This window comes from Myxococcus llanfairpwllgwyngyllgogerychwyrndrobwllllantysiliogogogochensis (assembly GCF_006636215.1).
Lineage (GTDB): Bacteria > Myxococcota > Myxococcia > Myxococcales > Myxococcaceae > Myxococcus > Myxococcus llanfairpwllgwyngyllgogerychwyrndrobwllllantysiliogogogochensis.
Genome location: NZ_VIFM01000490.1, coordinates 1 through 2712, shown reverse-complemented (window position 1 = coordinate 2712; position 2712 = coordinate 1). Strand labels below are relative to the sequence as shown.

Sequence of the window (2712 nt, the reverse complement as noted above, 5' to 3'; positions counted from 1 at the left end):
ACGGGACACAGGGCAGCGGCAAGTCCAGCACCTGCACGGAAGTCTTCTGGCCGCTGGCCGGGGTGCCGGCCTCGGACGCCTACAGCGTGACGGAGACGGAGTTTGCGTTGGTGAAGCTGCTGTCCTCAACGCGCTCCGTGCCGGTGGTGTTGGACGAGTACAAGCCCCACGACATGCCGCCGCCGCGCCTCCACCTGGTGCACCGCTACATGCGGCGCCTCTACCGCGGAGAGACGGAGGAGCGGGGCCGGCCGGACTTGACGGTGTCCACCTACCGCCTGCAGGCCCCGCTGTGTGTCTGCGGTGAGACGCGGCCCACGGAAGCGGCTCTCGTGGAGCGCATTCTTCCCGTCAGCCCGGAGAAGGCGACGGTGCAGCAGCCGGCCTACCGGGCGGCCTTCCGCGAGGTGACGTCTGTCCGCCTGGCCCTTTTCGCCCCTCGCTACATTCAGTTCTGCCTGTCGCGAGACTTTGACGCGGACTACCGCGTGGCCCGCGCCGTCGCGGACGACTTCGTGAAGGGGCGACAGGTGCCTCCGCGCGTCGTCGACAACGTGACGGCCATGCTGCTGGGCATTCACCTCTTCGAGGAGTTCGCCCGGGAGTGTGGCTACCCGTTGCCCGCCGACTTGGGCGCCCGTGAGGCCGTGGACGCCGTGCTGAAGGACGTCCTCGAGGAAGAGGAGGGCGTGCGAAACGCCCTCGACGTCTTCGTCCAGAAGCTGTCCACCATGGCGATTCAGGGCGAGCTGAAGCACCGCGTGCATTACGCCTTCGTCGAGGGGCGACTGTGCCTCCACCTGGAGTCCGCCTACGACGCCTACCGGATGTACTGCAAGCGCACCGACTACCGGGGAGAGATGGTGGACACGAAGGCGCTGCGACGCCTCATTCACGAAAACCACCGCGCGGGAGGGTACGTCGTTTCCCCCAGCGAGCGCGTCTGCTTCGCCGGCAAGTCCCTGCGCAGGTGTGCCCTGGTGATTGACGTCGCGAAGGTGCCCTTCATCTCCGCGGACGACTTCCCACACGTCGAGGAGGCAAGCCGTGCGTGGCGTGGCCAGGGCTATGGCTTCGCGGAGGAAGGGCGTCCTGAGTGAGTGGCGTCAAGCAGGCGTTTGGGTGGAGACCCATTCTTGAGGTGGAGTCATGACAAGGCTGTCGCGTAGCAAGCTGTGGGCGGAGTTTCTTCAACGTCTCGCGTCGGAGATGGAGCCGCTGGCCCCCATGCTTCACCAGGGCCGGCGGCTGGTATGGCGGCAAGGGGAGTTGCTGAACCAGGTGGCGCTCTCGCGCCACTCCTGGCCGGACAGGTATTTCCCCGAAGCGCCGCCGGTGACGCGGATTTCGATGAACCGATTCGTTTTTGAGCCCCCCGAAGCCATGCTGCGTCGGTTTGGCTTCAGCGGGGGGCCACTCCCTTTGGGGGAGCCGCGCCTGCGCCTGGAATGGACTGTCTACGGGGAGGAGTTGCTCGCCTTCGCGAGTTGGCTGCCGCTACTGATTCGTGGCCGGCTAAACCCGGCGGAGCCCATTCCACTGCCCCCGCACCCGAGCCACGTCTTCAATGGAGGGCTGCGGAGGACGAGCTATGCGTGGACGGCCACGGCGTGGGAGGTCTACGCGCGTTGGCGGAGAACGGACGCGAGCCTCCCATTCATGGCGATTCCCGCCGACCGGGTGAAGCCGGCAAGGGCCCTGACGAGAATACTCCGTCCCCCCTCCTGAATTGCTTCCCGCTGCGGCCCCTGCCGGCCTCGGCAGGGAGGTGCTGCGATGCGCGGTGTTTCTCGTTTGGCGAGTGGCGTCGTCCTGGCGGGAGTGCTGCGGGTGCCATGTGTCCCCTCGATTTCGCTCTCGGACCTTTGTCATGACGATGGATACGCGAATGTCGAATCAGCATGAGGTTGAGGTTTCAGCCGCGGGGCGCTCCAGCACCCCGCAGCAGCGCCAGGACGACGCGGTGGATGTCCTCGCCGATGCCCTCTGGGAGCTGTGGTTGCGTCGACATGCGCAGCGGCAAGGACAGGCGCCCGCGTGGAGCGCGGAGGAGAGCGCGCATGGCTGAGCCGCAGACTCTCGACTTGTCTTCTTCTGGGGACAGAGCGTCCATGGCTCTCGCCCGAGGGCGTGCTGCCCTGGACGAAGGAGACACCACCATGGCGAAGAAGGGGATTGCGCGGGTCGCGCGTAAGGAGCTGACGGATGTGCCACAGCAACTGGCCGCGCTGGCAAGCATGTCAGTGCCGGATTTGGCGGCGAAGTACCTGGAGCTCTACGGCGAGCCCACGCGCAGCCGGAACAAGGGCTACCTGCAGAAGCGCCTGGCCTTCCGGATTCAGGAGCTGGCCGAAGGGGGCCTCTCCACGCGCGCCGTGGCACGCATTGCGGAGCTGGGCGACAAGCTTCCCGAGCGCTGGCGGATGCGGCAGGTGCAGGAGACGAAGCCTTCCGCACCGCCACCTCCTCCTGCCCCAGTGGACGAGCGCGACGGCGCTGCGGATGGGCGCGACGCGCGCCTGCCGCCTCCTGGCACGGTGCTGACGCGCGTGTTCAAGGGGGTACAGCACCGGGTGACGGTGCGCGAGGGCGGGATTGAATACGAAGGCCAGCTCCACCGCAGCCTCTCCTTCGTGGCCAAGCTGATTACGGGCACGGCCTGGAATGGCTACAGCTTCTTCGGCCTCAAGGACGGCGGCTCAAAGCAGAAGG

General features: G+C 66.9%; 2 protein-coding genes and 1 pseudogene. All 3 read left to right on the top strand.

The genetic code is table 11. The features are described 5' to 3' along the window. Positions 1 to 1100: pseudogene (locus FJV41_RS48690) on the top strand (hypothetical protein); the annotation flags it as partial. Between the two features lie 788 nt (positions 1101 to 1888). Beyond that, entirely contained in the window at positions 1889 to 2068 is a 180-nt protein-coding gene (locus FJV41_RS48680) for a hypothetical protein (RefSeq protein ID WP_141649441.1), read from the top strand. 91 nt (positions 2069 to 2159) lie between these two features. Continuing rightward, positions 2160 to 2712, top strand: a 553-nt coding sequence (locus FJV41_RS48675; RefSeq protein ID WP_141649440.1) for a DUF2924 domain-containing protein, incomplete at its 3' end; no start/stop codon positions are given.